This window comes from Chloroflexota bacterium (assembly GCA_014360825.1).
In the GTDB taxonomy this organism is placed as follows: domain Bacteria; phylum Chloroflexota; class Anaerolineae; order UBA2200; family JACIWT01; genus JACIWT01.
Map to the genome: position 1 here is coordinate 34,918 of JACIWT010000005.1, position 26,634 is coordinate 61,551.

At 56.8% G+C, this 26,634-nt stretch carries 25 protein-coding genes and 2 pseudogenes; 12 read left to right on the forward strand and 15 right to left on the reverse strand.

Translation table 11 applies throughout. From position 1 onward, the window contains the following. Positions 1-174: 174 nt before the first annotated feature. The 6 genes from H5T64_04635 to H5T64_04660 form a co-directional block, all read right to left on the reverse strand. On the reverse strand, positions 175-1,416 hold the full coding sequence (locus tag H5T64_04635) for a hypothetical protein (GenBank protein ID MBC7263629.1): 1,242 nt from the start codon (positions 1,414-1,416) through the stop codon (positions 175-177). 154 nt (positions 1,417-1,570) lie between these two features. After that, positions 1,571-1,807, reverse strand: coding sequence for a DUF2283 domain-containing protein (locus tag H5T64_04640; protein MBC7263630.1), 237 nt, complete (start codon positions 1,805-1,807; stop codon positions 1,571-1,573). A gap of 13 nt (positions 1,808-1,820) precedes the next feature. Beyond that, positions 1,821-2,051: a hypothetical protein gene (locus H5T64_04645; GenBank protein MBC7263631.1), complete on the reverse strand. Its 231-nt coding sequence runs from the start codon at positions 2,049-2,051 to the stop codon at positions 1,821-1,823. Then, positions 2,032-2,517, reverse strand: a complete 486-nt coding sequence (gene rnhA, locus H5T64_04650) for a ribonuclease HI (protein MBC7263632.1) — start codon at positions 2,515-2,517, stop codon at positions 2,032-2,034. The genes H5T64_04645 and rnhA overlap by 20 nt, the downstream gene beginning before the upstream one ends. 19 nt (positions 2,518-2,536) lie before the next feature. Next, a complete protein-coding gene (locus tag H5T64_04655) occupies positions 2,537-3,295 on the reverse strand; it encodes a hypothetical protein (protein ID MBC7263633.1) in 759 nt (252 codons plus the stop codon). Positions 3,296-3,453: 158 nt separating this feature from the next. Then, a complete protein-coding gene (locus H5T64_04660; protein ID MBC7263634.1) occupies positions 3,454-4,089 on the reverse strand; it encodes a hypothetical protein in 636 nt (211 codons plus the stop codon). Between the two features lie 250 nt (positions 4,090-4,339). On the opposite strand from H5T64_04660, the pseudogene H5T64_04665 reads away from it, so the two are divergent. Together H5T64_04665 and H5T64_04670 are read left to right on the forward strand one after the other, a co-directional pair. Next, a pseudogene (locus H5T64_04665) lies at positions 4,340-4,796 on the forward strand (phage integrase N-terminal SAM-like domain-containing protein). 53 nt (positions 4,797-4,849) lie between these two features. Continuing rightward, a complete protein-coding gene (locus tag H5T64_04670; protein MBC7263635.1) occupies positions 4,850-5,419 on the forward strand; it encodes a macro domain-containing protein in 570 nt (189 codons plus the stop codon). A gap of 12 nt (positions 5,420-5,431) precedes the next feature. Here the strand turns inward: H5T64_04670 and H5T64_04675 are convergent, their stop codons facing one another. Genes H5T64_04675 through H5T64_04685 form a run of 3 tightly spaced genes read right to left on the reverse strand, consistent with a single transcriptional unit; the run spans position 5,432 to position 13,195 of the window. Further along, positions 5,432-9,760 carry an ABC transporter permease subunit gene (locus H5T64_04675; GenBank protein ID MBC7263636.1) on the reverse strand — a complete coding sequence of 1,443 codons (4,329 nt, stop codon included), beginning with the start codon at positions 9,758-9,760 and terminating at the stop codon, positions 5,432-5,434. Positions 9,761-9,764: 4 nt separating this feature from the next. Continuing rightward, positions 9,765-10,928, reverse strand: coding sequence for an efflux RND transporter periplasmic adaptor subunit (locus tag H5T64_04680; GenBank protein ID MBC7263637.1), 1,164 nt, complete (start codon positions 10,926-10,928; stop codon positions 9,765-9,767). After that, on the reverse strand, positions 10,925-13,195 hold the full coding sequence (locus H5T64_04685) for an ABC transporter permease (GenBank protein MBC7263638.1): 2,271 nt from the start codon (positions 13,193-13,195) through the stop codon (positions 10,925-10,927). The genes H5T64_04680 and H5T64_04685 overlap by 4 nt, the downstream gene beginning before the upstream one ends. A 420-nt stretch (positions 13,196-13,615) precedes the next feature. Here H5T64_04685 and H5T64_04690 point away from each other — a divergent pair, with 420 nt between their 5' ends. The 10 genes and pseudogenes from H5T64_04690 (at position 13,616) to H5T64_04735 (ending at position 21,155) form a co-directional block, all read left to right on the forward strand. Next, positions 13,616-14,053, forward strand: a complete 438-nt coding sequence (locus tag H5T64_04690; protein ID MBC7263639.1) for a hypothetical protein — start codon at positions 13,616-13,618, stop codon at positions 14,051-14,053. Positions 14,054-14,236: 183 nt separating this feature from the next. Beyond that, on the forward strand, positions 14,237-14,746 hold the full coding sequence (locus H5T64_04695; protein ID MBC7263640.1) for a ferritin family protein: 510 nt from the start codon (positions 14,237-14,239) through the stop codon (positions 14,744-14,746). Between the two features lie 18 nt (positions 14,747-14,764). Continuing rightward, positions 14,765-15,973: an NAD(P)/FAD-dependent oxidoreductase gene (locus H5T64_04700; GenBank protein ID MBC7263641.1), complete on the forward strand. Its 1,209-nt coding sequence runs from the start codon at positions 14,765-14,767 to the stop codon at positions 15,971-15,973. 11 nt (positions 15,974-15,984) lie between these two features. Continuing rightward, positions 15,985-16,770 (forward strand): DJ-1/PfpI/YhbO family deglycase/protease, encoded by a 786-nt coding sequence (locus tag H5T64_04705; GenBank protein MBC7263642.1) that lies wholly within the window; start codon positions 15,985-15,987, stop codon positions 16,768-16,770. 86 nt (positions 16,771-16,856) lie between these two features. Further along, positions 16,857-17,048 (forward strand): hypothetical protein, encoded by a 192-nt coding sequence (locus tag H5T64_04710; GenBank protein ID MBC7263643.1) that lies wholly within the window; start codon positions 16,857-16,859, stop codon positions 17,046-17,048. Beyond that, entirely contained in the window at positions 17,045-17,662 is a 618-nt protein-coding gene (locus H5T64_04715; GenBank protein MBC7263644.1) for a flavodoxin family protein, read from the forward strand. The genes H5T64_04710 and H5T64_04715 overlap by 4 nt, the downstream gene beginning before the upstream one ends. 199 nt (positions 17,663-17,861) lie before the next feature. After that, positions 17,862-18,796, forward strand: a pseudogene (locus tag H5T64_04720) (energy-coupling factor ABC transporter permease). A 54-nt stretch (positions 18,797-18,850) separates the two neighbouring features. Next, entirely contained in the window at positions 18,851-19,642 is a 792-nt protein-coding gene (cbiQ, locus tag H5T64_04725; protein MBC7263645.1) for a cobalt ECF transporter T component CbiQ, read from the forward strand. Between the two features lie 22 nt (positions 19,643-19,664). Beyond that, positions 19,665-20,378: an ABC transporter ATP-binding protein gene (locus H5T64_04730; GenBank protein MBC7263646.1), complete on the forward strand. Its 714-nt coding sequence runs from the start codon at positions 19,665-19,667 to the stop codon at positions 20,376-20,378. A gap of 96 nt (positions 20,379-20,474) precedes the next feature. Further along, positions 20,475-21,155 (forward strand): LON peptidase substrate-binding domain-containing protein, encoded by a 681-nt coding sequence (locus H5T64_04735; GenBank protein MBC7263647.1) that lies wholly within the window; start codon positions 20,475-20,477, stop codon positions 21,153-21,155. Between the two features lie 23 nt (positions 21,156-21,178). On the opposite strand, the gene H5T64_04740 is transcribed toward H5T64_04735, so the two are convergent. From H5T64_04740 to H5T64_04765, 6 genes are all read right to left on the reverse strand, one after another. Next, positions 21,179-22,123, reverse strand: a complete 945-nt coding sequence (locus H5T64_04740; protein MBC7263648.1) for a haloacid dehalogenase-like hydrolase — start codon at positions 22,121-22,123, stop codon at positions 21,179-21,181. A 127-nt stretch (positions 22,124-22,250) separates the two neighbouring features. Next, complete coding sequence (locus H5T64_04745; GenBank protein ID MBC7263649.1) at positions 22,251-23,192, reverse strand: hypothetical protein; 942 nt, start codon at positions 23,190-23,192, stop codon at positions 22,251-22,253. Beyond that, positions 23,158-24,093: a site-specific DNA-methyltransferase gene (locus H5T64_04750; GenBank protein MBC7263650.1), complete on the reverse strand. Its 936-nt coding sequence runs from the start codon at positions 24,091-24,093 to the stop codon at positions 23,158-23,160. Before H5T64_04750 ends, H5T64_04745 begins: the two co-directional genes overlap by 35 nt. Before the next feature lie 204 nt (positions 24,094-24,297). Further along, positions 24,298-25,566 carry a 6-phospho-beta-glucosidase gene (locus H5T64_04755; protein MBC7263651.1) on the reverse strand — a complete coding sequence of 423 codons (1,269 nt, stop codon included), beginning with the start codon at positions 25,564-25,566 and terminating at the stop codon, positions 24,298-24,300. Beyond that, a complete protein-coding gene (locus tag H5T64_04760; GenBank protein MBC7263652.1) occupies positions 25,563-25,922 on the reverse strand; it encodes a PTS lactose/cellobiose transporter subunit IIA in 360 nt (119 codons plus the stop codon). The genes H5T64_04755 and H5T64_04760 overlap by 4 nt, the downstream gene beginning before the upstream one ends. Then, positions 25,919-26,590, reverse strand: coding sequence for an SUMF1/EgtB/PvdO family nonheme iron enzyme (locus tag H5T64_04765; GenBank protein ID MBC7263653.1), 672 nt, complete (start codon positions 26,588-26,590; stop codon positions 25,919-25,921). Before H5T64_04765 ends, H5T64_04760 begins: the two co-directional genes overlap by 4 nt. Positions 26,591-26,634: the final 44 nt, after the last annotated feature.

Genomic DNA, 26,634 nt, shown 5'->3' on the forward strand with positions numbered 1-26,634 from the left:
TTTATTTTATCCGCGAGGCGGGTTTTCGGCAAGCAGGATAGGAGCGAGGATAGATGCAAGTACTCAGTGATTGGGGGGCTGGGGCGGACTGTCGCCTGCCCCAGCCCGAGTCCGACTACGGATAGTTGCGCAGCACCAGCGGCAGGCGGACTTGGAATGGCATGCTTGGCACACCTACCTCATATCCAAACCAATAGCCCAAGCCGACCCCATGATGGGCGCTGGTCGAGGCTCCGATGGCCGATAATGCCCCTGTTCCCATCGAGTATACTCGTCGTACATCTCTGGAAGTGTTCTCCATTGTACCTGGCCGGATTGCACGTAAGGCTGAATACTCTGTAACCATCTCTCCAAGAGCATTATGTCCAAAGGCGAGCCCAGACTCCAGGAGACGTAGTAGATGTTGACCTGATCTGGTTCAGCGTACGATAACGCCTCTTCCAACTGCCGGATGAAAGTATCAATATCCTCCTGCGTGAACTCACATTTGGTCACAGAGCGTTGAGGGGAAGAGGCCTCCTCTTGCATACAGGCAAGCCCTCCACTGGACGGCAGGAGGGCTAGCCTTCCATTGGGATCGTGGGTCAACCAGTCGCTGCCGCTGTTCATCCGCCAGGGGTGGATGCGGTCTCTGAGATCAGTTGGGAAGGGTTGGTGACAGGCGGCCGGATTGAGGCAATTGCGGAATTGCGGAGGACGCTTTTCCGGTGGCAGGGACATCACAGCATAGGCTACCTGGCCGCTGGTGAAGAGATAGCCCGCGTCGGCGGCCGCGGTCACCCAGTCGCAATGGGAGACTATGCCAGAGACGTGCCGCACGGTCACGCCCAGCGATTCCAGTTGCTCTTTCCGCGCCCGCAGGTCGGCGGCAAAGCGGCTGCAGTCATAATTCCTCTCCCCGCCGATATCGGCATGGACACCAATGCCATGCCCGCGTTGTTCCATCTCCTTGAGGACGTTATCATTCCAACGCAGACAGCCGTCGGTGAACTCTTTGCTCTCCAGTGTCAGGCGCGCCCCGTAACGTTCAAAAAGGTCAGCGTATTCCCGCACATGCGTTGCATGGGCATTGAATCGAGCCTGATTCTCACCATCCGGCCAGCCCTCCAGATGCACCATGATTCCCAAGTACAGAACTGCTTGACCCTCGGAGGGCGCAGAAACCGTCGCAGTCGGCGCCTGTACCGGCGTGGTAGCCTGTGCGGCACAGTCTGCCGGGCAGTTGCGGGGATTCTCCGGCCCATTGCAAACCCCATCCCCACAGCGAGCACGAGGTGAAAATGTTTGCGTCTCTGAAATGGTTGGGAGTGGGGTGGGGGGTGATGTGGTTGGAGATATGGCCGGTAGCGCACAAGCGGTTATTAGCATAATGAGGATGAAGAGGGGCAATGTGCACTTCCACGGCTTGGCAAACATAGGGTTGGACCTCTTTGAGACGTTGGGCTGAGACGTCGCTTGTTTGCTTGAGTACTGCCGCCCAACGGCCTGCGCTTCACCTGCGCCGCGAAGCGCAGCGGAGGCGGGCAGCTGCAGCGGGTGTTAGGCGGCTCTTTGAGGATGTATCCAAACTTCATGCTGGCGCAGGAGCCCTCTCCGTCAGGACCAAATTAACGACAGGAAGAGCTCTCAACTCCAATTTTGATAGATCAATAAATTTGCTGGCATCCTCAATCTCAATCCCAATAACACGATTGTGCTCATCAAAGTCCAGCACAACCCCTGGTGCGATCTCCTCTGACTCGGTACTTACTCCTTCAATCAATTTGATATACAACATGTCGGTTTCAGGATAGTATTCGAAAATCATCGTCCCCTCTCCATCAAGGCTTGAAGCGACGGTCGAAAAAAGCGTTATGCACGGTCTCTCCATCTGGTTCCGTCACGACCCGTAGATACTTGTCCATCTGGGCAACATATCCCCAATAACGGATGCGTCCGTTGGCCTGCACTTCGGTGCGCATGGGATTCTTTAGAACGTGTTCAATCCACTCCATCTTGAGATAGGGTCGACGAGCCATAACGCTTCTGCTGTTAGGTGCGCTCATGTTCATAACCCATATCTGGCGGCAGGTTCTCCTGCGCAGCAGCTTGCATAGACAACTTGTCACAGCGCTCGTTTTCAGGATTCCCATTATGACCACGTATCCAAACAAATTCAACATCATGTTGCTCACATAAATTTAGAAGCTTATCCCACAGGTCCGCATTCAAGGCCTTTTCTCTCTTATTCCTACGCCAACCATTCGATTTCCAGCGTTTTGCCCACCCCTCCATCATGGCATCAGCCAAATACTGCGAGTCTGTGTATAGGGTTACCTTACACCTTTCTTTGAGCGCACTTAACCCGACTATAGCTGCCATTATTTCCATGCGATTATTAGTTGTCAATCGAAAGCCGCCCGACAGCTCTTTCCGATGTTTGCCATATAGCAATACAACCCCATATCCACCAGGGCCAGGATTACCCAAGCAAGCACCGTCTGTGTAAATCACTACTCGTTTTAGTTCCTTGTTCATTTTGACTGGTAAAACATCTTCAGACAACAACACCGTTTTCCTTAAAGTGATTTATCAGCTGGTATATCCGCTCAATATATTTTACGAATTGCCCAAGATTTGCAAGTATAACGCCCTTGTCCAAATCGGGCACGATTTGAGGATGACCAATCTCGTTTCTCGTAATTCTACAGAATTGAAACATTCCCCCAATAATAACATCCAGGTCTTGGGACAGGATGCCGCTTGGTTTGCTCCTGCAACTTTGGTATGACCTTATGAACTCGTCATATTTTCTGGATATAAAGCGCCCATTCACTCTTGACAGAAACTGCTGTCTACTAGAATCATCCTGGATGGCGTCCCCGTATGTATGTATGAGTAGATTAATCGCACGCTCAGAGGCTGCACCTAGCATGAATGCTGCTGCTAGCAAAGCATCAGAACGCACACATCTAATGGACTCATCGATAAACCGTACAATCACGGGGTCGCAATCGGGCACGCGCTCTTGTATTGTCTGGGGGAACTTATCTATTTCGAATGGTAACGCTTGGCCAGGAATTGCTCCCCCTGTCTCGATTGCGCTCTTCATCTCAGCAAGGAGAGTCTTCAGGGGGGAGTCTCTTCCCCCAAGAACGATTTTGCCGCTATTGTAAACACTCACATAGGCGGTTGTTGCCCCGCTTCTGACGGTTATTTTGTCACAGTATTGCTCTTCTTCGACAGAGAATTCGAGTTTTTGTCTTTCAAGAAACGATACCACACTTTGAAATATGCTTGGTTCACCGACAGGCATTGTATCTCATCTCCATAGGAGAACTGACGAGCGCGCCTAACGGGATGCCGCTCAGCCGCGCCGCCGAAGGCGGCGTCGGCTGGAGCGAGGGGTTGGGCGGCCCCACATTGGCCTTAGGCAACCGGTGATGCTATATCGTTGGGGTTTGCCAGGACCTCTCAGCGCGATTTGATGTATTGCCCTGTCGTAGCATCATAAACATCGAAGTGGCCAAAGGATGTCTCAGCCAGCCAGAGCAATGAATAGCGCCCCAATTCAGCGTCTACATCTTCAAATAGATCGCTCGTTCTGAGTTCCAGACCTACCGATTGCAACTTGCGAAATTGTATCTCCGTTGAATCAACCCACCCTTCCAAAGCAAATAACTCGTCCGGTCGGATCGTCGCTATGTCGGATTTCACCAGTCTTGCCTTCCCCCCTTCCACATAGTATACGTTGGCTGTCGAGGACGTCTCATCTTTGGCGAAAATGACGACCCAGTGTGCCTGGTGCCCATCCGACCCAATACCGGGATCTTCCTCAACATCAAAAGGGGAACATCCCACATTGCAGAATTGCGACCAGCGGCCAACGAATGCCAGCCTCGCCGTAGCTTTCCACTCAGCCGGTAGGGCAGCATAAGCCAATGCAACCGCTTCTTTGGCACTCAACCGTTGCCCGGAAACAGATTGCACAGAGGATGTTAGCGTGGCCGGAGGAGGAGTTCCTCTGGATGGTAGATTAGAAGGCCGACCAGCACAGGCCGTCGCAATGAAGACCAACGCCAATAAGGTAAAGAAAGTTTGGGAACGCATTCAGTCCTCCTTAAAGGTACTACCCGTGATTTTTCCAGCAGATAAGCCGCCCAACTATATTTTCAACCGAAACGGCTTAAAATACATTTAGGGCGCGACGGTTTAACTATCCGAAAGCCGTTGTTAAACCGTCGGCTTAACCGCATCAAAAGCCGCAAATCGACATCTATACTATAAAATAAGTCATGGTGTTTGTCAAACCGAGGTCATCGCTGATGCGCTAATGCCAAGAGTTGAAAAGGAGTCAAGTATGGCCTCCTCGCCGTTTCTCAATCGGGTTCGTCAGGTGATGCGGCTCAAGCACATGAGCCTCAGCACAGAAGACTCGTATCTCTACTATATCAAACAGTTCATCCTCTTTCACAACAAACGTCATCCCAAAGACATGGGCGCTGACGGAATCCGCTTTCCGGCGGTCATCGTTCTGCCGAGCTGCGCACAGGCGTCATTCGCTGACACCGCCTTCACGGAGACGACATCCAACACGCGGTCAAACAAGCCATTCGCAAGGCAGGCATCGCCAAACACGGCCGTAGTTACACCTTCCGCCACGGTTTCGCCCTCCACCTTCTGTAGGGGCGAAGCGGCGCTTCGCCCCTACGATATCCGCATCGTGCAGGAATGGGACCGCAAGGATGTGCACACCATCATGATACACTCGCGTGCTGAATCGCGATGGCCTGGCGCTGCGCAGCCCGCTGGATTAGAACTTTTGTTTTTCAGCGTGCTCTGTGGTATATTTCGCGTCAGGAGGATGAAGATGCGAGAAGTACTCTTCGTTCACCAGTTGCCGAGTGGTCAGGTCATCCGCGTGGTCAAGGGCGACCTGACGGAAGAGCGGGTGGATGCCATCGTCAACGCCGCCAACGAGCATCTGGCTCACGGTGGCGGGGTGGCCGGGGCGATCGTGCGCAAGGGCGGGCCCGAGATCCAAGAGGAGAGCAACCGCTGGGTGGCCCAACATGGTCCGGTGCGCACCGGCACGGCGGCCATCACCGGGGCCGGGCGACTGCCGGCCCGATACATCATCCACGCCGTCGGGCCGGTGTGGGGGACGGGGGATGAGAAGGCCAAACTGGCCAGCGCGGTGCGCAGCGCTCTGCAAATGGCGGAGGATCACCGCCTTGCCAGCATCTCTATGCCGGGCATCTCCTCTGGCATCTTCGGCTTCCCGAAGGACCTTTGCGCCGAAGTGATGTTCGACGCCGTCCTCGAGTTCCTCGCTGAGCACCCCCAGACCATACGCGAGATCAACTTCTGCAATATAGACGAACAGACGGCCAAGGTCTTCGCCGCCGAAGCGCGGAAAAGGTTTAAGGGCGTGGAATAGCCGGGCTGGCGCTCAATACGTCGGCTCGCGGGATAAGACCATCAGCGCCAGGGCCAGGGCGCGCCCGGCCTGTCCGAGTTTCTGGGGGTCTATGTTCTCGGGGGTGTCCTCGGGGGTGTGAGAGAGATACACACTGCCATCCCAGGTGAGCCTTACCCAGGGGAGGTTCTTGTCCGCCCTGGGCGGTGTGAACCCAGTGCCCAGGGTGCTGATATTCACTCCCGCCCGCTTGCCCACGGTGCGGAAAAAGCCGGTCAGGCGGTCGCTGGTGCTCTCTTGCAAGTGGATCCCGTTGCCTGTGCCACTGCCAATCCCAACTAGGTCCAGCACGGCGATGATGCCATACGACTCGATGAACCCGGGACGCGCTCTCAAGAAATGGTCCACCCTGGGCTCCAAATGTCGCTCTGAACCGCCCCAGGCGACGAAGATCACCGTGCGCTTGGGACGGAAGTCCAGGTCTTTCCACAGCCGTGCGATCTCTAACATCACCGCCACACTGCTGGCGCTATCGTTCGCCCCAGGATAGAGGACGCCATCTATTCTGCGGCCCAGTCCATCGTAGGGGGCCAGCACGATGATCGCTTCGTCGTCCAGGGCTGTGTCTGTGCCGGGGATGAATCCTAACACGTTTATCACCGGGACGCTTCGCTTCTCACTCTCGATAGAAACGCGGGCTCGCGCCCCGGTGTGCATAGAAAATCCCTGACCGGCGCTCAATTGCTGCCAGGTTTGTTGCAGCTCTCGGAATGTGTAGCCGCTGTCCTTCAGGATCGCATCCGCCACTTCGGGAGTGATGTAGAGATAGGGCACGTCGGCATTTGTGCCGGACTGTGGGTAGAGTAGGTTGCGCCGGGCCCATGCCTGTGGAGATTCCACAACGATCAGCAGTGCTCCTGGGCTGTAAGCAGTATAGTAGCGGAACAGCGAATAGATCGGCTGCAGAGACTGGGCGTCCACCATCGCCACGAAATTCCCGAGCTCCACTGAGCTAATCATACCCTGTTCGGGATAGGTTACCGTACCAGGCCCGAAGCCGATGCATATTACCTCGCCCTCGAAAGAACCCACTTGTGAGGGCGAACCGTACGTCTCTGAAAAGTCCTGCCCGTACGTCCAGGGGCCGAGTTCCTGCCCTGCCCGGTCCCACACTTGGAGCGACGGCACAGCGGTCAGATCACGGACATCCCAGGGGATGGTCTGGAAATAGGTCCATTGGCCGTTCACTTCCTCTCCGGCGGATTGCACGCCGGCGGCTTCCATTTGTTTGGCAATATACTCAGCCGCCAACTGCGCGCCCCTGGTGCCGGTCAACCGGCCATCCAACTCTGGGCTGGCCAGATAGGAGATATCCTGCATCGCTCGCTCGACATTGAACTGTTGGGCCTGTGGGCCGTACACCCTCCAGGGCCCTGTGCCCTCTGCAGTGAAGAACACGAGCGCTACGACCGCAGCCGCGGCGGCCAGGGTATAGCGGCTGAAGAGGCGATTCAGGCTCACGGTGAGGCGCTCCGTCAGGCGGCGCAAGCCCTCTCCGAAGAGGTTGAACCCCAGGATGGCGATTGTGAAGGCCAGGGCGGGGTAGAAGGTGGTCCACGGGGCGCTGCGGAAGTACCGCCAGGTGTTGGAGAGCATCACTCCCCACTCAGGGATATCGAAATAGGTCAGCCCAGTGTCACTCATAGAAGAGGTGGTGAAACCACCACCGATGAAGACGCCCATGAAGCCCAGTTCGCCTAATAGCATGAGCACGCCGCCCATCTCCAGACAGGCCAGTACTACCAGCGACGGCAGCAGGTTGGGCAACACGTGGCGCAATAAGATAGCCACATCGCCCAAGCCAACCGCCAATGCACCTTCCACATAGTCGCGTTCGCGGATGCTCATCACCTGACTGCGAACGTATTGGGCTGTCTCGCCCCAGCCCACCACGCACAGCGCCACCACAAAGACCATCAACCCCTGGCGGATGCCCAGAGCATAGATGATCACGACTGCCAGGAGCAGGGTGGGAAAGGCAGCCATCACCTCGGTCACGCTCATCAGCGCCCGGTCCAAAAGGCTGTCGGAAAACCAACCCGCCAGACAGCCAACGACTGCCCCAAGCAGGACACGAGCGAGCACAGCGAAGAAGGCGATGGTCATGGTGCGCCGTGCCCCCACTAACAGTAGGCTCAGGATGTCGCGGCCCTGTTGGTCTGTCCCCAAGGGGTAGCCGTGACCTGGGGAGAGTGGCGGCACGATCCATTTTCCGTCAATGTCGAAGTAAGAGTGAGTCTGAGAGGGATCGTGGGGCGCTAATTGGGGGCCGAGGACGACAACCACTACCAACCCGACGACTACAATTGCCCCCAGCATAAAGGAAAGGCTACCCAGAGTGCTCTGCACCCAAGCCCTTCTGCGCTCGGCGGCGATGACCTGGGCCCGGCGGAGTTCTTCGGCAGTTGGTGGGCGATGTTTCTCGTGATTCCCTTTGAGCAGTTGTGCGAGTCGGAACTCGGGGGCTTTTCTGCCACCGGGTAGGCGTTCGGAAAGGCGCTCGAAGGCATCGCGGATGCTGAAGACAACGTTGGCTAAGATATCCAATCCACTGCGCTTGGTCCGCAGTTGGACATGCTCCTCGCGCAACCGGGGATCAATGCGCCGATACAAGATGTCCAAGGTCTGGTTGATGAGGATGAAGAACACGCCCAGGAAAAGGATCAACGTCGTTGCCAGTTCGATTTGCCCTTGCCGTATCGCGCCCCAGAGGGTCTCGCCCATGCCCGGCCAGTTGAAGAGTATCTCGACCACAGGAAGGCTGGATAGAGAAAAGCGCAGTGAGGTACCCAATGCTGTCAGAATGGGCACACCCGCGTTGCGCAAGGCATGGTCGAAGAGAACAGCGCGCCCGTTGAGTCCCTTAGCCCGTGCGGTGCGGATGTAATCGGTTTCCAGCACTTCGGCAAGGGCGACGAAGGAAACCCGCGCCACCTGGGCGATGGGTCGGGCTGCCAGGGTCAGTGCCGGCAGGATGATGTGGGCATCCCACCCGAAGCCACCAATCGGTGCTAATCGGATACCCGTGCTCTTGTAGAAGGTGATGACGACGATCTGGAGCAGGAGGCCGAGGAAGAAACTGGGCGCCGATACGCCAACTATGGCCAGCACGAGGAAAGCGAGCGACAGCCGCCCATGACGAGTCAGGGCAGCGCCTATCCCGAGTGGCACGCCAATCACTGCCCCCAGCAGCATGGAAAGGAACAATAGGGCCAGGCTCTTGCTCACAGTCGGGCGCACTAAATCGAGGATGGGGCGGGCGCTACTCTCACGCCAGTAGTAGATGCTGCCAAAACCAGTGTTATACAAGCCGAAATCGCCTTTGGTGACCACGTTGGTCAGATACTGGCCGGTGTGGATCGCTGCCCGGACTGCTGTATCCAGCACGTCCACCGATGCTCCGTAGCGCCCGTACTCTGCGACGCGCAGGCCGAAAAAGCAGAAATAGACAATGAACACCGAGGCGATAAGCGCAAAGACGATGGGTCGCACAATCAAGTTGATCAAGGGCATGAACGGCTTGAAGATGGCAGCCAGTTCGGATTCGTAGATTTGGGAGAGGAGTTCGCCGTCGCTGAGGGCGCGTTGCGGCGAGGCTAACTCCGATGGTAACCAAGCCACGGCATAGCCCTGTTCAGGCCGGGCGATGTCTTCCATGCGCACCACCCGGTCCGCCACTCGGCTGATTCGCGCGTCGCTCTCGGCGATGAGGAAGGCTACGCCCTCCTCATCGCACAGCGCACGCATCAAATCCGCCAGCGCACGGGCTTCCTCATCCGAGAGGTCACCCGCTGGCTCGTCGGCAAGCACCACAGCAGGCCCGTTCACCAGCGCCCGCGCCAGAGCGAGGCGCTGCTTCTCGGCCAGAGACAAAGATTTCGCTGGCAAGTTCGCCTTATCTGCCAAGCCCACCCGGGCCAGCAACCTCTCGGCCCGCGCCCGGCCCTCCGCGCGAGGGATATTGCTGTAGCGCAGGGGCAGCATGACGTTTTGCAGAACGCTCTGCTCTTCCAGCAGGAGTGGTTGGCGGAAGAGGAAACCGAGCCGGTTCGCACGCACTTTGGCGCGCGCCCAGGGCGAGAGTTGGGTGAGATCCTGATCCTCGATGTGCACTGTGCCGGCGGTCGGTTTCTCCAAGCCGCCCAAGATGCGCAGCAATGTGCTCTTGCCGCTGCCCTGGCCGCCGGTCACGACCACGAACTCGCCGTGCTCTACGGTCAGGTCCAGGCCGCGCATCAGGACGTACTGCTGGTCGCCTTCCCTATAGATTTTCGTGAGCGTAATCGCAGAGAGCGCAGGCATTATCTCATTTCAATCCCGTCACGATAAACTCGATCCGCGCACTCATACCCCAGCGCAGGCCCTGCTCTTGCCGGTCCAGGGCGATACGGGCCTTGAAGACCACGTCGCCTGAGGGCAGGGTGGACCCCGCTGGGGCAATGTACACCAACCGACCGCGCAAAAGTCGGTTGCCCAAGCCCGGCAGGGTGAGCGTTACCCCCTGATCCAGGTGAATCTGACTCAGGTCCCATTCGTCCAGGTCGGTGGTCTCCACCTCGAATTCGGTCAGGTCCGCCAGGGTCATCGCTGCCTGGCCGGGGCTGATCATTTGGCCGGGGCGGAGGTGCAGGGCGGTGATCGTCCCGTCGAAGGGAGCCACGAGTTCCGCGGCGGCCAATGCTGCTTTTGCCGCCTCCAGGCGCTGGCGGGCCTGGCGCAATTGGGCCTCGGCGATGGTTTTCTCCTCGGCGGTTGGGCCTTGCTTCAGGCGATCCAAAGCCGCCTGTGCCTGGGCCACGGCGGCGCGCGCCGAAGCCAATGCTGCCGGGGATGGACCTTCCAGTGCTTCTTGATACGCCAACTCGGCCAGCCGCACGCTGATTTCCGCGGAGGCGACCCGCGCGTTTGCTCCCTGCACTACATAGTCTGGGGATTCCGAGCCGGCGATACCGTCGCGCTCGGCCTGAGCCGCCCACAGGCTGTTCTTGGCCTGATCCCATTGCAATTTGTAGCGCTCGACATCGCGAGGGCTCGGGCCTGCCTCCAACTCCGCGAGGTTGGCCTTGGCACTATCGAGTGTGGCCTGAGCCACGGTGAGATCCAGCGGGGTAGGTGTGGCCATGGCCTGGGCATATTGGGCTTCCTGGATCGCCAGAGCATCCGCGGCTGCGTCCACCTCACGTTGCAGATCATCGGTCACGAGGCGAGCCAGCACTTGTCCGGCTTGTACTGTATCGCCCTCTTTCACCAGCACTTCGCCTACCACGCCCCCGGTGCGGAAACTCAGATCCATCCATCTCACCGGCACCACAACCCCAGAAGCGCGGACCGAGGGACTCGTGGGAAGACCCTGCTCCCAGGTGCCCGGCGTTGGCTCTGACACTTGCTTTGCGACAAACGATTGTCCGACCATGTAGAGGACAATGGCTACTGCCACGACCACTGCCAAGATCAAAAGCAACCTTCTCATGGACTCGCCTCCCATCCTGTCAAAGTAGATGGTTCAGACGCAGAAATCGGCGCTGTGTACTCACCTGGAAACTCCCGTGCAGCATGAAGGGCGGGGTAGAAACCTCCCGCCAGACCCGTGAACAGGCCCAACAACACGCTGGTGATGAAGAGCCGTGGTGTAGACACCAGCACTGGTATATCCTGCTGCACCAAAATATAACTGCTGTTCACCCACGAGGCTGCCCCCCAGCCGAGAAACGCACCGCACAGTCCCGCTATCCCGCCCAGGAGCGCTGCCCAGCCCAGGTACTCGGCGAAAATATCCGCTTCGGTGGCCCCGACGAGTTTCTTCAGTCGTATCCCCTCTCGTTGCGAAGCGACGGTCAGCGCGAGGGCAGCAGCGAGGCCTAAGCCAGATAACGCCAGCCCCAGAAACCCAATGCCCCAGCGGACAGTATTATACACGACGCGGAGACGCAGGATGGCAACATCCAGGGTTTCTCTGACCACACTCTGCGCCGCCGGGAAGCCTGCCACAGCCTCCAGTAGCAGCGAGTCAACGGGTTGGACGGTGGCTTCCGTCACCAAAGCAGCCACTCGATTCAAGTACTCTGCTCTATCTTCTGCCCTCGTCACGGGGGGCACGAATAGAGTTATCTTGTCCACGGCGTAAGGGTCGCCCATGATCTGGCGGAAAGTTGTCAGTGGGATGTCCACGCGGAAATTGGCATCGTGGGGGAAGCCATACGGTACACGCGCCCAGATGCCAACCACCACGAAATCCCGCTCCCGGATGGTCAGCGTCTCGCCGATCCTCAATCCCCGCTGCTGTGCCAGATCGTAGCCGACCACCGCCTCCCATTCTGCCCCTGGCGATAGAGTCCGCCCCTCGGCCAGGTGAACCGGGTATAGCACCGAGAGGCCGGGGTATCCGGTGGAGGTTTGTAGCCCGTAGAGGACGCCTGATGCCGGCCGTAGAGACTGCCAGCCCAGTTCATCTTCGTTGACAGGGCCGCTATAGGCTTCGAGCACTATTCCGCTCACCGCGGGCAATCGTCCCAACTCGTGCGTCAGGCGGCGCGAACCACGCAGGGCTTGCAGCAACACTCGGTCTCGCCCCAGATTCTGCGCTATGGACAAGGTCGCCTGCAACGATTCCCCCCAAGATCCGGCCACAAACTGTGCCGCCACCACCAAAACTACGCTTGCCACAACTGCAACCAGTGCCACGGGCCAGCCCGCGCGCTCCCAGCGCCATTTGGCCCAAGCCAGCCCTATGGTCAATGCGAGTGCCGTAACAGCCAGGGAGCCGATAACCAGCCGGGGCGTTACCACGCACGGTGTAAGCGCATAGTTGTTGCGCACCCAATTGTTTATGGCGAACGTGGCCATCCAGCCCAGCACCAGTCCCGCCACTGCCCCGATCGAGCCGAATAGCACCAAAGTTTCAGACAGCCCATCGCCTTGCGCTGCGGTAGCGTGCGCCACGGCAAACGTCACCGGCGTCGCCACAAGCAAAATGAGTACGGCCACCAAGGCGGTCAGTGCCGAGGTAACGAGGACCGCGCGGCGCACTCCCGACCACTCTGTATCAGGGGAGACCACGTTCAACCCGTCTATTTCACTCCAAATGCGTTTGGCGACAGCCTCGGGCGAATATCCGGGGGCCGTCCAGGCGGTGATAGTGTCGTAGCGATTGGGAGACGCGCCGAGGATGTAGACGGCGGCGTCATAACTCACCTGGGCGAAATTGCCACGCCGGATAGCCGATGGCCCCCAGATGCCGACCACGGTGAAGGGATGGCCTTGTATTTCGATGGAATTGCCAACCCGGAGTCCGACCTGTTGCGCCAACTCGAAGCCTAGGACGCACTCGTCCATGCTATCGGGCTCCGGGAGGCGGCCCTGCACCAGACCTACGCCAGGGCTAGGGGGCGGATAACAGCGGGCAGGCCACTCGGAATCCGTGCCGGAGAAAGTCACCGTGGTCCAGTTCAGGCCACGGAGGTCCGTGCTGGCAAACTGACCCGATATGGTAGCGGCCACTGCTGCCACGCCCTCAACACGCCGCACTTCTCGCATCACATAATCTTTGTCAGTGGCCGAGGATGAACGCGCACTTATGGTGATCGGATAGCCCTCCGCGCGGGATCGAGATTCTACGGCCGGGTATCGTTCAGCGACTGACCCCGTTAGGAGGAGGGAACACGCGCTGAGGAACAAAACGATTGTCAGCAGGTCGGGGGCCAGGGCAGAGTGGCGGGAACGGTTTGGGAGAAAAGGCATGTTTTTATTCTCTTCTGGATTTCGCTCCTATATTAACACAAGTACAAAGCCCGTTTGGTTCATTTGGCTGCGCCATAGGCATTTATGCCTATTTAGATACCAAATAGTTACGTCATTTAGCCACATGAAATTTAGTAATCCGACTGATGTCAGAGCAAGCAAAATATTATACAATGAAGGCGAGATAACGGCAAGTGCTTTGGGCCGAGAAGCACTGCCCTTCCAATCTCTCTCCTCCTTTTTAACCGACAGCGGGCCCTGGTGGGCGGGGTTGAGATGCCCTGCCCACTCCGCTGGCGGCGTTTTTGTTTCCTGCCATCGGATTTTTCCCGACTAAGAACGTGTCGTGTGAAACCAGGGCGGACTATCGCACGTCTTCTTATATAAAGCGCGATTATCTTAGTGCCAAGGAGGTAGATTTTGTCGACAGGGTTTTTGGGAACTAAGGCCGGCTTGGTAGCCGACGTCAATTTGGTGGCGCAAGGGATCATGGTGCTCGCCATTCTCTATGGTCTCATTCGTGTCAAACAGAGGGCTGTGTCTCTGCACTGCAACATCATGACGACCCTCGCGATAGTCAATGGCATTTTGATCATCGGGATTATGAATCCCTCGTTCTTTCGCGCACTGCCGGCAGCACGACATAATCTCGCAGGTGTCAATCTGCTCCTATTGGGGCACGCTGGGTTGGGTGCGCTGGCCGAAATACTCGCCATCTACGTGGTGATCAAGACGCGGAGCAATCTGCTCGCGCCCCCATCGCTGCGAAACACCCGCACGGTGATGCGCGTGACTTGGGTGCTCTGGCTGTTGAACGCACTGTGCGGCGGCCTTTTGTATGCCCTCTGGTATCTATGAGTTCGAAGTTGTCTTCTGTCAGAACTCCCTCTGACTCTCTGTTACATCCAGCCGGTGCCAGACACCGGCTGGATGTACGTTTATGGGTCGGCAATGTGCGTACCTCGCGACCGTTATCTGCTTGCCCAAAGCCCGAGATGCCAGTATAATCGAGATGGCAGTTTACATTGAGGAGGAAGGGAAATGCCTATCGCCACAGACCTGACCGCATCCGAAGTCTTGGGAATTGCCATCAAGTCCGAGATAGATGCGGCCACCGTGTACGACCACTTGGCCAAGAGGATACGCAATCGCGCTCTATCTGAGAAAATCACCTTCCTGCGCAAAGAGGAGGAGCAGCATCGCCGCCTGCTCGAGGAGATGTTTGCCCGGAATTTCCCCGGCGTGAAATTGCTTCTGCCGGAGAAGGGGCTGCACCCCGAGATGAGCATAGAAGTGACAAGAAGCATGACGGTGCCAGAACTTTTCGAACTGGCGATGGAAGCCGAGGAGACCTCGCGGGATTTCTATGCCGACCTGGCCGAAAGGTCGGAGGATGAGAGCGGCAGGGCTACCCTTCGCTATCTGAGCAATATGGAAAGCGACCATTATTACCTGCTCAGGACTGAATACGAGATGGTCACCCGGTTTCCCGGCTACTACGACGCCGATGATTTTCACGTGGGTATGGACCTGATCCACGTCGGTCCTTAGCACAAGGGGGATAAGACAATGAAATTCGTGATCGTGGGCAATGGCGTGGCCGGCATCACGGTGGCCCGCTTCCTATCTGAGAATAGCCCGGAGAACCAGGTGATTATCTACACGGCGGAACAGTTCCCCTACTATCCTCGCCCTCGCCTCCCGGAGTTCTTGGCAGGAGAGATCGCACAGGAGGAACTGTACTTTTATCCGCCCGAGTGGTATGAGCAAAGGCGGATCATAGTGCATCTGGGAACTCCGATAGAGGGTTTGGATCGGGCGGCAAAGCAGGTGCTCCCTAAGGGCAAACCCGCTGAGGCATACGATCGGCTTTTGTTGGCCAGCGGGGGCTATGCCTTCGTCCCGCCCATTGAGGGGAAAGATCAGCAAGGGGTCTTTGTCCTGCGCACGCTGCAAGATGCACTGAACATCCGGGCCTACGCTCAGAACGTGCACCGGGCCATCGTCATCGGCGGGGGACTATTAGGAATGGAGGCCGCACGGGGCCTGCGCAAACTGGGGTTGGAGGTCACGGTCCTCGAGTCGGCCCCTTATTGTCTGCCCCGCCAACTGGATGCGAAGGGCGCTTCGGTCTTCGAGAAGTATGCCACGGGACTGGGGCTGAAGATACTCACGCACGCATCATGTGAGGCCATCCTCGGCAATGGCTCGGTCAGCGGCATCCGTCTCACCGATGGACGCACGCTCGACGGCGAGATCGTGCTCATCTCTACCGGCGTGCGCTCGAATGTGGCGCTGGCCAAGGAGGCCGGGCTGGTGGTGAACAAGGGCGTGGTGGTGGACGAGCATCTCACCACCTCGGACCCAGCGATCTTCGCGGCGGGTGACGTGGCCGAATTCAAGGGCCAGGTGTGGGGCATCATCCCGGCGGCCATTGACCAAGCGCGAGTGGCCTGGCAGAATATGATCTCACCCAACTCTGCATCCTATCAGGGCACAGTGCCCTCCAACACGCTGAAAATCGTGGGCATTGACCTGACCACCATCGGTAAATTTGATCCCGAGGGCGAGCCTTATCAGGTTTATCGGAGGGTAGGGGAAGAGAAGGGCATCTACAAGAAATTGGTGCTCCAAGATGGTGTGATCGTGGGCACCATTCTCTTGGGCGATAAGAGACCGGTTGGCCCTATCAGTCGGCTGATCCAAGAGGGGAGAAATGTCTCAGCCTACGCCGAGCATTTATTGGATGACGATTTTGATTTCAACACCATTGCGTGAAGGAGGCAAGTGTGGCAATGAATTTGATGGGCAAACGAGTGGCAGTTCTGGCGGAGGATTTGTACGAGGACCAGGAGTTGTGGTATCCGGTGCTGCGGCTGCGTGCTGCGGGTGCCCAGGTGCAGATCATCGGTTCGGGGAGTGCCTCGCGCTATCATGGCAAGTATGGTTGCCCCGTTGACGTAGATGCAGCCGTCGCCGATGTGGCCGACGTGGATTTCGACGCCGTGGTGATCCCTGGCGGCTACGCGCCGGACAAAATGCGTCGCTACCCAGAGGTCCTCTCATTTGTCAGAAGGGCGCACGAGCGGGGCAAGGTGGTGGCTGCCATCTGCCATGCTCCGTGGGTGCTCATCTCGGCGGGCATCCTCAAGGGGCGCACCGTCACGGGCTTCAGCGCGATCAAGGACGATTTGGTGAACGCCGGCGCGACGTTTGTGGATCGAGAGGTAGTGCGCGATGGCAATATCATTACTTCGCGGCGGCCTGATGATCTGCCTGCCTTTGGCGAGGCGATCATCGCAGCTCTGGGTGAGGCGGAGACGGGCGATCTATCCGCGGTCACTGAGCAGACGTCGGCAATAGATGCGTTGCGCATCGCCATCCGGGCTGAGGAGTCGGCCAAGGCTTTCTACACCCAGGCAATGAGGCGGACGAAGGACCCGGCGGCCAAAAATATGTTCAAGCAACTGGCTGCCGAGGAGGAGCGCCACCGCGAGATCATTTTCAAGGAATACCAACACCTGACTGCAGATCCAGATTGGGATCGCTACGGTATCTGGCGCGAAGTAGTGTAGTTTGCCCTGGTGAGAGTTAACCGTGAAGACACAGAGGAAATCAAAAGGGGGTCTTTGTGTCTTCTTGCGGAATGAGGAGGGAGCCAATGAAACGGAGGAGGGAAGAGAAAGCCCGATGTGCCAACTGTGGGGAGGTATTAGGCCCCAAGCCGATCCAGAGGGGCAATCAGCTCTATTGCTGCCAGGCCTGCGCATTCGAGGCTCAGCGGGCCAAGGATTGCGGCGGGCGCGCCGATAGCGTGATCACCAAAGGTATCGTCGAACCGAGAGAGAAGTGAACATCCGTATCTTGGCCGTAGCGGGCAGTCCCAGGCGCGGCGGTAACTCCGAGACCCTCCTGGACCAAGCCATTGCCGGCGCGGAGTCGCAGGGCGCTCTGGTCGAGAAGGTTGTGCTCCAGGGCTTGAAGATCGCACCGTGTATCGAGTGTGACCGCTGTTTCCAGACTGGGCGCTGCGCTGTGCAGGATGACTATCAGGTCTTATACGACAAACTCCTGGCCTATGAAGGGGTGATATTGGCCGCGCCCATCTTCTTTATGAATGTGAGCGCCCAAGCCAAAGCGTTCATTGACCGCTGCCAATGCCTCTGGGCGATGAAATACGTCCTCCGCCAACCGTTGCCCCCCACGTCCTCGGGACTGTCTCGTCGGGCGGCATTTATCGCCACGGCAGGGTCACCCCGAACCAAATTCGATTGTGCCCTTTCCACCGTGCGGGCTTTCACCAATACCCTGGATGCGACCTACAACGGTGATGTGCTCATCAATGGAATAGATGAAAAGGGCGCAGTCTCGGCATACCCCGATGTGCTACGAAGGGCCTTCGCGTTAGGTGAGAAGTTAGCACTCGCAGGGCTTAACCCAGATGAAGTGCCCTTGAAGCCAAGGTAGTAACGCGCATCCCCTTCATTTCCCCGATAAATTAGAATGAGCGCTGCGATAGTCTATTCGCGCCTTCGGCCCTCGTATCCTGTTGCTGAGCGAACCGCTGGGATTTGACAATTCGCTCGACCTGTGGTATAATTGCAAATAATTGCATAAACAAAGATATGCAATAAATTCCACGAGTCGGGTAGAAAGGAGCGAGGGTATGCACATTCCAGATGGTTTCATCAATGTGGCCACGGCCGCCGTTACCTACGCGGGCTCGGGGGCGGCGGTTGCCTACGCGGTGAAGAGGACGAACAAGGAACTGGGGGAGAAAGAGGTGCCATTCCTGGGGGTGATGGCAGCCTTTATCTTCGCCGCGCAGATGCTCAACTTCCCAGTGGCGGGTGGTACATCTGGACATCTGCTGGGAGGTGCGCTGGCTGCCATTCTCTTGGGCCCGTGGTCGGCGATGCTGGCCCTTACTGCTGTCTTGGTGGTACAGGCGCTGGCGTTTCAAGATGGTGGCATCATTGCCCTTGGAGCCAACGTGTTTAACATGGCGGTCGTGGGCGTCTTGGTAGGCTATTTCACCTACGTTGGGGTGCGTCGGCTGTTTCGCGAGAGCAATACGGCCACGTTCGCCGGCGCTATTGTGGCCTCATGGCTATCGGTGGTGGTGGCTTCCGGGTTCGCTGCCCTGGAATTAGCCATTTCCGGCACATCGCCTCTCGGTGTGGCGCTTCCGGCGATGCTCTCGGTGCACGCCCTGATCGGCATCGGAGAGGCGATCATCACCGTGGCTGTGCTCTCTTTCCTCATGGCCACCCGTCCCGATCTATTACAACTCCACGCCAGGAAATCGGAGGTGTAACTATGAAAAGCAGATGGTGGGTGGTGGGGTTGATCTTGGCGCTGGCCGTGGTGCTGCTTTCACCATTGGCCTCACCCGAGCCGGACGGTTTGGAGCGCGTGGCCGAAGATCAGGGGTTCATTGACCGGGCGCTGGAGCCATTTTATGAGATCCTGCCGGACTACACCGTCCCTCTGCTGGGTGAGTCGCCACTCTCCACGATTGTCGCCGGGCTGATCGGCACCGTGCTCGTGTTCGTGGTCACCTTCGGTGCGGCAAATATGCTGAAGAAACGCAGCGGATAATCGGCACTCGTGTGGGGCAGGCTGGGCTATGCCTGCCCCCTGCCAGGAGCCAGGATGTTGGTGGAGCCACTGAATTACTGCCACGATACAGATAGCCTCGTCCACCTTCTGGATGCGCGCATCAAGTTCATCGGCACATTGGCGTTCGTGCTGGCTGTGACGGCCACGCCAAACGGAGAGTGGGGGGCATTCGCGGTACTTTTCGGCATCTTTCTGGGATTGACATTGTTGGCTCGTATCGGGCCAGTGGCTATCCTTCGCCGCTCTGTGATCGCGCTGCCCTTCCTGCTCATCGTTCTCGTTTCCATTCCCTTCACTCAGGGCGGCAAAGCCCTCTTTTCTGTCTCGATCCTGCGCTGGACGCTCCCGATTACCAGTGAGGGAATAGAGATGTTTATCAGCGTGGCGCTGAAGTCATGGCTTTCGGTGCTCATAGTTGGTTTGCTCTTGTACACGACGCCTTTCACCGAGTTGGTGCGCGGCATGCAGCATTTGGGTCTGCCTGCAGTGCTCATCAACATCGTTTCGTCTATGTATCGCTATCTTTTCGTATTGCTGGATGAAGCAGAACGGCTGGAGCGGGCGCGGGCGAGTCGCAGCGCGGACCCCGGAGGCAAGGGCGGCGGTGCGCTCATCTGGCAGGCGAAGGTGCTCGGTGGCATGATCGGCAGTCTGTTCATGCGCAGTTACGAGCGAAGCGAGCGCATTTACCAGGCGATGCTGTCCCGCAACTTCGCTGGTGAGATCCGAAGCCTCCAAGAGAGTGCCTTGGGACGCAAGGACCTCCTTTTGATGACTGTCTTCCTATCACTCCTCTTCGTTGTGGAAATATGGGCGAATTTGTAAGCAAACAATTTTTAGTGGAGCCATGAACCGCGTGATCGAAATCATGAATTTACACTACACCTATCCGGATGGGCATGTTGCTCTCAGAGGAGTGAATCTCACCGTTAGCGAGGGCGAGCGGGTCGCAGTGACCGGTCCTAATGGGGCGGGGAAGTCCACCCTGTGTTTGCACCTGAACGGCGTACTGCGCGGGCAGGGCACGGTGCGCATCCTGGGCATGGATGTGAGCGACGGACACCTGGGAGTGATCCGCGCCCGCGTGGGCTTGGTTTTCCAAGATCCCAACGACCAACTTTTCTCGCCCACCGTCTTCGATGATGTGGCCTTCGGGCCGCTGCACATGGGCTTGCCAGAGCACGAGGTGCGAGAGCGGGTGCGCTGGGCGCTGGCCCAAGTGGGGATGTCGGGTTTCGAGGGACGGATGCCCCATCGCCTGAGCCTGGGCGAGCGCAAACGGGTGGCCATCGCCACCGTGCTATCTATGCAACCCACCTTGCTGGTGCTCGATGAACCTTCACTGGGGCTTGACCCTCGCGCCCGCCGCGAACTCATTGACCTCCTCGCCGCTTTGCCCCAGACTATGCTCGTCGCCAGCCACGATATGCTTTTGGTGCGCGACCTGTGTGAGCGCACGGTGATTCTGGACCAGGGCAAGATCGTGGCCGACGGGAGAACAGCCGACATCCTACAAGATACTACATTGCTGAAAGAGCACGGCCTGGAATTGCCACTCTGATGATGGAGAAGAGGCTGCCATATAGCCTGCCATTGGATGCAATGGCGGGCTTTTCCTTTTCCCCGAGATGCGGTATAATATGCACAGAGGTAGGCGATGTCCGAAGATACAATGCACTTGCCGCTTTTTGCGCTCGACACGGTGCTTTTCCCGGGCATGGTGTTGCCTCTCCATGTGTTCGAAGAGCGCTACAAGCAGATGATGCGCCGCTGTATGGATGCCAAAGAGCCCTTCGGCGTGGTGCTCGTCAAGGGGAGGAGGGAGATGGGAGGGACTTCCGTCCTTCACCTGGTAGGGACCAGCGCGCGTGTGGCTCGGGTGGAACTCCTCGAAGAAGGGGACATGAGCGTCGTGGCCATCGGGCTGGAGCGATTCCGCATCCGGCGCATCCACCACGAGATGCCCTACCTGGTAGCAGAAGTGGAACCTTTCCCCGCAGAGAAAGGCAATTCAGAGGCCTCTCGCACCCTGATGAAGGAGATCAAGCCCTACTTTGTACGCTACATCCGTCTTCTCTCCGAGGCGTTGGGCAATCTCATCCAGATCGAAAACGTCCCCACCGATATCACCACTACCGCCTACCTGATCGCCATGGCCTTGCAAGTTTCAGTGGAGGAGAAACAGGATATCCTGAGTATGGCCACCGTCCCAGAGATGCTGGTCCGCGAGGCTTATCTCCTGGACCGCGAGGAGCAGTTGTTGAAGCAGATCATCGCCAACCAGGACAACAAGTTGCTCTACCAGGGCGGCATAACCCTTTTCTTCTCGATGAATTGAGCGCTGCTCGGAGATACGCCCATTTACCGGGCGATGGAAGCGGCCATGCGGCGATAGGTGTGACGCCGACCCCGCACGGCGATGGAAAAGGCGATGATGTTCTCCGGGTTGGCTACCCCAGCGTAACCCGCGTCGCCAATGTGGTGGATATCAGCACCGGTCATCTTGCTGAGCAAAGCGATGTGACGCACCGTCGCTACCTCTGCTCCCTCCTGGGAAGTGCCGATGGCGCTCAGGGCCAGTTTCCCCAACTGATGTGCCAGGTCCACCAGGGATTTGATGGTTTCCAAAGTGGCCCCTGGAGTCGTGCCCGGGGCGGGCACCAGGACGATGTCCGCTCCCGCAGCGGCGAAACGGCTCACTGCCTCGGGGAAGGCGATATCCGCTGCCCCCAGACCCGCGCCGTGCATCTTCCCGGCCACCAGGATCACCCGATCCCCTACCGCCGCGGCGATCTCTCCAAGGGCCCGCTCGATGGCCTCGACTGAGACGCCGGACCCCGGGTTGCCGGTGAGCACCAAGTAGTCGGCGCCCAGTTCTACGGCCCGCCGAGCGTTGTCCACAGTAGCCACCCGACCCCGGTAGGCTTCGGTAACCCTCTCCGGGGGCACGGGCTCCAGGTTGATGCCCACTGGCCTGCCCACCAGAGCCTTGACCTCATTCAGAGTCACACCAAACCCGATGGGCAATGCTCCTAATAGGGGGAACTCCGGGAGGGCGGGGAGATTTCCCTTGCGGTAGCCCATCACAATGGGGTGCTGCACATCGTAGAGGTTGAGAGTGATAAGGTCGGCACCACAGGCAGCGGCTAACTCGGCGTTGGTCACGCCGTCTATCAGAGGCAGCGTGGTGCAGACCACCTCCGCGTTGATCGTCCGTCCCTCGGCCAAGCGAATGCTCTCCAGCAGGTCCGCCTTGCTCATGGCGCGGAAATCACTGGCAGTGGCGTCGAGAATTCGCTTTGTCATATCATGACCTTTTACATATCTGGTACGTCTGCGGCAGATTTCACACTCAACGGCGCACCGGGCGTCTACGGCATCACTGTTCGAAGGTTTTTGATGCGCTCCATTCGTTATGCAGGGTGGTCGTTATTCATTCCTCCCATTTCTGATAAGCCGTCCACATCACGTATCGGCGGCAAATTTCGCTTATAGGACACTCTCCGCAGTTTGGATGTATGTCGGTGCAGTAGCCGTCCTCAAAAAGATAAAACGCTCCGTTGTCAACGTAGAATGGAGTTAGTCCAGATTCGGCTACGATGCTCTCTACCCAAGGCCTCATTTTGCTTGCTTGGATGATATATGGTCGCCCCTTGTCGTATAGCACCTCTCCTAACAAACCAGTTCTACAGAATACCTTGCCCACATGCCCGTCAACTATCATCAGGGTCTCTTCCATTTTTGTCACTTTGCGTTTCCATACTTCATTAAGGAGAAAGACAACCCAATTAACGAACATTCTACATGCCTTTGGATCGTTTCCCACCCATCCCGCTTCAAGGACAGGATGCATATTGAGGAATCGGAAAAGACCAATCGGGTTTCCTTTCTTTAGGTGTTCCACAATAAGACTGGTGAGGTCTGAACTGTACTCATTCAGCCATCTGATAAATCCCTCATATGCTTTAAATCGATAAGCAAAAAGTGATATTGGCTTTATTCCTCCCAAAGCACCCACTCTATACAGCGCAGCCCCCTTTTCACCAGCAACATCTTTGAAAACTTTGAACAGTTCGGATTCTGAAATCTTGAAGGGTTCAGATAATAGGGTGTCTGTAAATTCATATGATATTCTGATAGACATCTCTCTTACCTTTTCAAACTTTGCCTGTTGGTTAATCAGCACCCTCAAAAGTAAATACCTTAATACTTTTTCTTGCTCTTCTTTCTCAGTAGATAGCGGATTTAAGCCACTTGGAATAGCCATATGCTCTTTCCATCTCTCAAACCATTTCGATTTCCCTTGATTCTCAAATATGCTTAAGAGCTTCCCTGCTTGTTCATCTCGCAACTTTTCCTGTTTTTGTTTTGGCATTTTGCACCACCGACCTTTGGTTTTTAATCTTTTTCTGTAAATGTGTTCTGAGATGTTTCGCATCATCTCTGATTATTATTTCCACTTCGTAATCATTCCCAAATAGTGAACTCTGTTTCAACCCCATTTTTTCCTTCACGGTTTCGTATAACTCCAAATCAATTTCATAGCCAATGCTATTTCTTCCTAACATCGCTGCTACTTTGTTTGTTGTTCCAGAACCCATAAATGGATCTAGAACCGTTTCACCTGTGTATGAGAAAAGTTTAACAAGCCTGTAAGGGATTTCCTCAGGAAATGCTGCAATGCCCTCCTCAATACGATTTTTCAACGGTAGAACATTGGTTATATTCCACATTGTCAGATACCACTTGTTTTTCTGGTACTCTTTGATATCAATTCTCGAATTTTCTTTGATTCCCTCGGAGACGCTTTTGTAATCGAACTTGCCATTCTGGAAAATAAGTATGGTTTCCTGGATATTGTCTGGGTAAAAATACATTGGATAGGGATGCTGTAGAACGACCCCGCTTCTTCTACTTATGCGAATGTAGCCCTCTGGCTTCACCCATATAATTTTGTCACGATATGTAAATCCTTCCTCAATGTAGATCTTTGTAAGGTCTGCTACAACTGGAAACTTTTCGCCATGTATCAGAGTATCGTCGCACACGATACATACAATGCCTCCTTGTGCCATTACTCTTTTCAATTCACTCGCAACTTTTCGCATTTTGCTCAAATACGCATCGTAACTTTCAAAAAGATCGGGGTAATCAAAAGGAGCGTTGAAGTAGGGGGGACTTGTAACCACAAGGCGGACGCTACCATCTTGTAGTTCTTTCATATTCTCGCTGTCCCCAAATATCAGTTTATGTGATGTCTTTGCTTTCTCGCTCATTACAATTCACCATTATCTTTCTTTAACCACCATTTCATAAAACGTCCAGTTCCCGCTTTCCACGCAAACAAAACGAATGTGACAAGCTGAATGGAAGAAAGGGATTTCACGCGTGATTATTATAATCCGAAGGTGCTTCGTTCACAAGTTGCTAAGACTCATAACTTCTATAGATAACCTCTGATCATAGTTGTCCCCGTTTGACTAGATAAACTGCGGCAGGTAATCTTTGTTCGCTTCCAGCATCTCCTCCAGCATGGCTTTGGCCACCGGGTACGAGGGCACGAGCGGGTGGGTGAGCAAAGCCTTGAGGGCAGTCTCGCGCGAACCACTCATCCCCGCTTCCACCGCGTATTCTTCGTAGGCTTTCACCGCTTGCACCAGGGGCCGGATGATCCGTGGGAGGCGTCCGACGCGCAAGGGAGTGACGCCATGGGCACCGACTACACAAGGCGCCTCGATGGAAACATCGTCCGGCAGGTCGGCGATGCTACCTCCATTGCGGGTATTGACGATCTGCACATCGCGGCGATCGGTGAGCAGCGAGACAATAAGTCGCACAGCCATTTCGGAGTAGAGTGCACCGCCCCGCATACTGAGTTCCGGTGGCTTGACCGTTAGGCTGGGGTCCGCGTATTTTCTCAGCAAATCCTCTTCCACTTCCCGAACCACTTCGCCTCGGGTCCTGCCTGCATCTCTGACCTTCTGCACAGCCAGGTCGTGGTAGTAATAATAGGCCAGGTAGCCGATGGGCAGCATGCCCAACAATCGTACCAGATCTGGTTCGAAGGGAAAATGCTCGCTGTTCGCCAACTGCACCAGTTCCTCGATATCCAGGGGGCGACCCTTAACGTAGGCGGTGCGTATCCAGGCCAGATGGTTCAGGCCCACCCAGTCGAGAAACACATCGTCATCTGTCACGTTGAACGATTGGGCGACGGCGCGAATGGCATTGATCGGGTTGTTACAAAGCCCGACCACCTTCAGCGTCGTGTGCTTCAGCAAACACTCGGTAATGATGCCGGAGGGGTTGGTGAAGTTAAGGTACCAGGCCTGCGGGGCGTATCGCGCTATATCCTGCGCGATTTCCAGTGTGACGGGGATGGTGCGCATGGCGTTCATGAAACCACCGGGGCCCGTGGTCTCCTGGCCGATGACGCCGTATCGCAAGGGGATTCTCTCATCGCGGATGCGTGCTTCCATGCCGCCGACGCGGATCTGGGAGATGACGAAATCTGCCCCCTCGACGGCGGCAGGGCGGTTGGTGCTCAGGGTGATGCGCGTCTCCAGCCCGGCATGGGCTATCATACGCTTGATGAGCCCGCCGACCAATTCCAGGCGCTGGGGGTTGATGTCATACAGGCTGATTTCTCCGACGGATAAGACATCTCTGCGTTGGATGAAGCCATCCACGAACTCGGGTGTATAGGTGCTCCCTCCGCCGATGACAGTGACTTTCGCGATGCGAATCATTTCCGAGCCTCGTTTTCTAGGGCGTATAAGCGCTGGTATAGGGTGAGAAATTGCCGTGCGTAATCGATCTCCGCCCACGCCAATAGGAGGAGATCAAGCGCGTGGACAAGGAGAATAGAAAAAGGAACCTTTTCCCCTCGGGCCTCTTTGTGCAGGATTTCTGCTTGCATCTTATGGGCCGCCAATTGCTCTTCCTCGGCTTTCTGGAGCGCACCTTCGGCCTCTTCCCAGTGACCTGCGGCAGCGAGTTCGCCTGCCTCTTTGGCGGCACTGCGGGCATTACCCGCATGGAGGATGATGGTGCACAGGGTTTGTTCCCAATCGGGTGGGCAGATTTCTGGCGCGGTCGCCCTCAAGGTGCACCTCCGGCCTCCGTTTGCTTCGAGGCACTGAGCGCACAGCGAAACCCCACGTATGGGTTGCGACGACGGGGTGTGTATTGCAGACGGGAGGTGCAGCGGGCATCCTCGCGGGTGTTCAGCCAGGTCCCACCGCGCATGATTTGGTAGACCCGGCTGACGCCACTGGCAGTCCATTCCCAGACGTTGCCCGCCATATCTGCCACACCGTAGGGGCTATCGCCCTGGGGAGAATATTTGCCTACAGGAGTGGTATCCAAAATGCCAGACTCTGAGGTATTGGCGCGGTTCGCCTCCCACGTGTCTCCCCAGGGGTAGGTGCGGCCATCTGTCCCCCGGGCCGCTTTTTCCCATTCTTCCTCGGTGGGCAGCCGCTTGCCAGCCCATTCGGCGTAGGCCGCGGCATCCTCCCAGTTGACCTGCACCACCGGGTGGTCGGCTTTATCGGGGGGATAGGTGCCTTTACGCCAGTGGTCTGGCTGACGATAGCCTGTGGCATCCACAAAAGCCTTGTACTCGGCATTCGTCACCGGGTACTTGTCAATGTAGAAGGCATCCACATAGATGGATTTCTTCTCCTCACCCATCAGGAATTCCCCGGCCGGGATATAGATCATTTCCTTGCCATCTTTGCCGATAATGACTGCAGGTGGTTCAGTGCTCATCGCAATAGTCCTCTCTTTGATTCAAGTATCGCTCCGGATGCGGA

Bases quoted from the DNA above. Each gene is read 5' to 3' on its own strand.
- H5T64_04635 (MBC7263629.1), bottom strand. From the start codon at position 1,416: ATGTTTGCCAAGCCGTGGAAGTGCACATTGCCCCTCTTCATCCTCATT.
- H5T64_04640 (MBC7263630.1), bottom strand. From the start codon at position 1,807: ATGATTTTCGAATACTATCCTGAAACCGACATGTTGTATATCAAATTG.
- H5T64_04645 (MBC7263631.1), bottom strand. From the start codon at position 2,051: ATGAACATGAGCGCACCTAACAGCAGAAGCGTTATGGCTCGTCGACCC.
- rnhA (MBC7263632.1), bottom strand. From the start codon at position 2,517: ATGAACAAGGAACTAAAACGAGTAGTGATTTACACAGACGGTGCTTGC.
- H5T64_04655 (MBC7263633.1), bottom strand. From the start codon at position 3,295: ATGCCTGTCGGTGAACCAAGCATATTTCAAAGTGTGGTATCGTTTCTT.
- H5T64_04660 (MBC7263634.1), bottom strand. From the start codon at position 4,089: ATGCGTTCCCAAACTTTCTTTACCTTATTGGCGTTGGTCTTCATTGCG.
- H5T64_04670 (MBC7263635.1), top strand. From the start codon at position 4,850: ATGCGAGAAGTACTCTTCGTTCACCAGTTGCCGAGTGGTCAGGTCATC.
- H5T64_04675 (MBC7263636.1), bottom strand. From the start codon at position 9,760: ATGCCTGCGCTCTCTGCGATTACGCTCACGAAAATCTATAGGGAAGGC.
- H5T64_04680 (MBC7263637.1), bottom strand. From the start codon at position 10,928: ATGAGAAGGTTGCTTTTGATCTTGGCAGTGGTCGTGGCAGTAGCCATT.
- H5T64_04685 (MBC7263638.1), bottom strand. From the start codon at position 13,195: ATGCCTTTTCTCCCAAACCGTTCCCGCCACTCTGCCCTGGCCCCCGAC.
- H5T64_04695 (MBC7263640.1), top strand. From the start codon at position 14,237: ATGCCTATCGCCACAGACCTGACCGCATCCGAAGTCTTGGGAATTGCC.
- H5T64_04700 (MBC7263641.1), top strand. From the start codon at position 14,765: ATGAAATTCGTGATCGTGGGCAATGGCGTGGCCGGCATCACGGTGGCC.
- H5T64_04710 (MBC7263643.1), top strand. From the start codon at position 16,857: ATGAAACGGAGGAGGGAAGAGAAAGCCCGATGTGCCAACTGTGGGGAG.
- cbiQ (MBC7263645.1), top strand. From the start codon at position 18,851: ATGTTGGTGGAGCCACTGAATTACTGCCACGATACAGATAGCCTCGTC.
- H5T64_04730 (MBC7263646.1), top strand. From the start codon at position 19,665: ATGAACCGCGTGATCGAAATCATGAATTTACACTACACCTATCCGGAT.
- H5T64_04735 (MBC7263647.1), top strand. From the start codon at position 20,475: ATGTCCGAAGATACAATGCACTTGCCGCTTTTTGCGCTCGACACGGTG.
- H5T64_04740 (MBC7263648.1), bottom strand. From the start codon at position 22,123: ATGACAAAGCGAATTCTCGACGCCACTGCCAGTGATTTCCGCGCCATG.
- H5T64_04745 (MBC7263649.1), bottom strand. From the start codon at position 23,192: ATGCCAAAACAAAAACAGGAAAAGTTGCGAGATGAACAAGCAGGGAAG.
- H5T64_04750 (MBC7263650.1), bottom strand. From the start codon at position 24,093: ATGAGCGAGAAAGCAAAGACATCACATAAACTGATATTTGGGGACAGC.
- H5T64_04755 (MBC7263651.1), bottom strand. From the start codon at position 25,566: ATGATTCGCATCGCGAAAGTCACTGTCATCGGCGGAGGGAGCACCTAT.
- H5T64_04765 (MBC7263653.1), bottom strand. From the start codon at position 26,590: ATGAGCACTGAACCACCTGCAGTCATTATCGGCAAAGATGGCAAGGAA.